The 3,010-nt window shown below is 34.3% G+C and carries 2 protein-coding genes; both read right to left on the bottom strand.

The genetic code is table 11. From position 1 onward, the window contains the following. Positions 1 to 122: 122 nt before the first annotated feature. Positions 123 to 1,523: a zinc dependent phospholipase C family protein gene (locus CQ058_RS31035; protein ID WP_078177541.1), complete on the bottom strand. Its 1,401-nt coding sequence runs from the start codon at positions 1,521 to 1,523 to the stop codon at positions 123 to 125. Positions 1,524 to 2,457: 934 nt separating this feature from the next. Continuing rightward, the coding region (locus CQ058_RS31025; protein WP_181150792.1) for a thiol-activated cytolysin C-terminal domain-containing protein at positions 2,458 to 3,010 on the bottom strand (553 nt) is incomplete at its 5' end.

Genomic DNA, 3,010 nt, shown 5'->3' with positions numbered 1-3,010 from the left:
CTCATCTCAATTTCCCTACAGTTTAGCTCAGCTCAAAAAACTTTGCAACAGAACCAGTTACTCGACGTTTACGGATAAAAAAACACTCGTTCTGATTAAGGAAGAGTGTTTTTCTTTTTAGGTTATCTAACAGGTATAAACTTCCATGAGCTAGGTTTTTGTTTTTTTTCACCTAGTACGATCCAATTTTTCTCTGCATTTATATTTTCATAATTTAATGGATAGTCATCTGTAAAAATATTATATTCTGTAGGATTATCCAGGTTAATTTTAATTTTAAAGTCAGCTAAACTATCCGATTTTTGAGCAAGGTGAATCCAACTAGAATAATTAGACCAATTTAAATATTGAAATTGGTCGTAATTTGAGTGCTTCATGCGAAGATATATACTCTCCCCGTGGTGTAGCTTTGCATCATTTTCTTTGTAGAATTCAAATTCTATAGGTGTACCAGATAAAGCATTGTTTTCTTTACTTGCAAGTGAGACATAATCGTAACGGTTTGCTACATACCATTCAAATGTTAGACCTTGATAAGGAGATTCACTTGGTACGATATAATAGTTTTTCCCTGCTTCTATGACGTTTCCTTCTATATCATAGATTAATGCAGTCTCTATACTTGGAGCTTTCACATTTTCAGTAAAAGTTTTAAACCAAAGATTTAAGAAACCTGCTGTATTGCGCTGAGCTTCTCCTAAGCTTCGCTGCACAGCTGGGGTAACCATTTCTTGCCACAATTGTGCCTTACCACTATTATAATACTTAAATGTATTATCATTAGTAATATTTTGGATTTCAGGTTTAGCTACCCGGGCTGCATAATCAATCCATTCTTCAGGTGTGGATAGAGAGTCGTTATAATTCCCTCCAGTATTGACTGCAAATCGATTTTGAATGGTTGTAACATAATTTTCAAAGTAGCTATGATATTTTATAGCTCTCGTATCAATTGCAGTAAAATTTGCTGCATGCATAGGTTGGGTAGCATCTGTAAAGTAGTGCGTGGCTACTCCTAAGTAATAGAAAGCTTTTTCATAGTCTTTATTTCGTAAATGTTCTCCAGATTCATAAAAGTATTTCTTACCTTGTGTTAGAGCCGTTGGATTTGTTTCTCCTCTATAATTTTCTTTAGTATCAGGATCATAAAAATGAGATTTCCATCCGCCTTTAAAAACGCCGCCTATTCCTGTTCCACCATCGTTAAACTCTGCATTATAATCTGCATCATATAATCCTTTAGAAAATAGATCTTTATATTGCGGATAATTTAAAAAGTCCACAGCCTGCTTATTTGCTTCAATATTAGATTCTGTTTTCATAATTTCAATAGCTTGTTTTGCAATCCATAAATGTGTACTTTTATCAGAATGATACGGAGCTTCTGCAGACCATCCTGCAGTAATAGGATCATTCTCAGTTAAATCAATTTGATCGAGATGAGCATAGCTACTTTGAGGAGATACTCCTAAAATAGTTAAAGTCACTCCAGCTATACATAGTGTTGATGCGAATTTTTTCATTTTTTTATTCCTTTCTAAATATAAAGATTCTTATGCAAATATTCATCATAATAACGTAATGTCAACAGGTAAGTATCTCTAATAAAAGAGCGGTTAGCAAAGGCTAACTGCTTAATTTTTCTCTTAAAGGGATACCGCCACACATCGATCAACTTAAAAGTTTTAAGTAGACCTAAACAATAATTTTCTTTCTCTACCTCTAGTTATATATAAAAGCGCGTCTTATTTAAACATATATTTTTATGTAATTTTGCATATACAAATATAGGTAATCGAACAATCTTCCATTTATTATATTAATGAAAGACCGTTGTCTTTAGATAATTGAAATTATGGTGTTTTAACGAATTTACCGAAAGAATTCTCCTTCCTCAAGCTTGTGAAGGGTAATAGCCCAGCGGTAGGTGGGAGATGAATTTCGGTTTGGAATAGCCAAAAACTTTTGATAAACTAGCTATATGAAGTTCTTTGATAACTTGATATATGAGGTTGCTGGAAGAAAATAGAGTGCGAAAACCAAGCCATTCGGTTCCTGAGTAAAATATCAACCGTACCAAGAGAGCGTCCAAGCGTTGGACATCTAGGGGTGGAACACCCCGAAGTAACGCTCAGGGAGACGAAAAGTTACTTTCGTCGTGGAACTGAGAGGCTCCCACTTCAAGCTTTGCTAAGTGGCGAGTAGTTCACGTTAACAATCTATATCCATCAACTTAAGAATTCAGAATTACCCCAAAATGAAACAATGAGCTATTTGTTATAAGTTAGCAAAAAATTTTGTTCTTTGGTACTATGAAATTTTAGCTAGATGGCTATGTGACGGTCCCTCTACTTAAATTGACTCTCCAATTTGATGAGTATGATATATTAGAAAAAGCGCCGATATACTTGCGAGCAAGTAAAAAAGCACCCTGTAAACAGGGCGCTTCACTTTTACCTAATGATTAATATTAGCACTTGGATATAATGTTGTTCCTCCAATTGAAACTTTTATTTCATTTGTTAATGGAACATTTTGTTCATTAATAATTGTTCTCCACCATTCCCATGCAAGACCTGTACATTCTCTTGCTACAACTTTTACATTTTTTGCATTCGATGGAAGTGGTATGACTGTATTGAAATGAGCAGTTCTGTCTCTGCCGTTTCCTTCCCAAGTTTTATGGGTTAGTACTTCTTTGCCATTTTGATCATATGAGAATTCATCCCAAGATACATCAAATTGAGCAACATATCCACCAGTATGATCAAGCGTCATTTTAGCACTAGAATATTCTGTAGTTGTAGTCTCAATATAATCTGTATTGTTATGAACAGCAGCAGTTGCGTTATCTTTTAAGAAAGTGCTTGTATATGAAATTGGGTATGCTGGATTTTTAGAACTTAATTCTGCATTATCTTTAATAATATTTCGGATTTCATTAAAATCTTTTGTAACAACCTTGTTATGCTCTTTTGCATCTCCGCCTAACACTACAGCGGTAAAGGTA

Source organism: Bacillus sp. MYb56 (assembly GCF_002976445.1).
GTDB classification, from domain to species: Bacteria; Bacillota; Bacilli; order Bacillales; family Bacillaceae_G; genus Bacillus_A; species Bacillus_A mycoides.
Note: the sequence above shows the minus strand (reverse complement) of the source record. Positions and strands in the feature narration are given on the sequence as shown.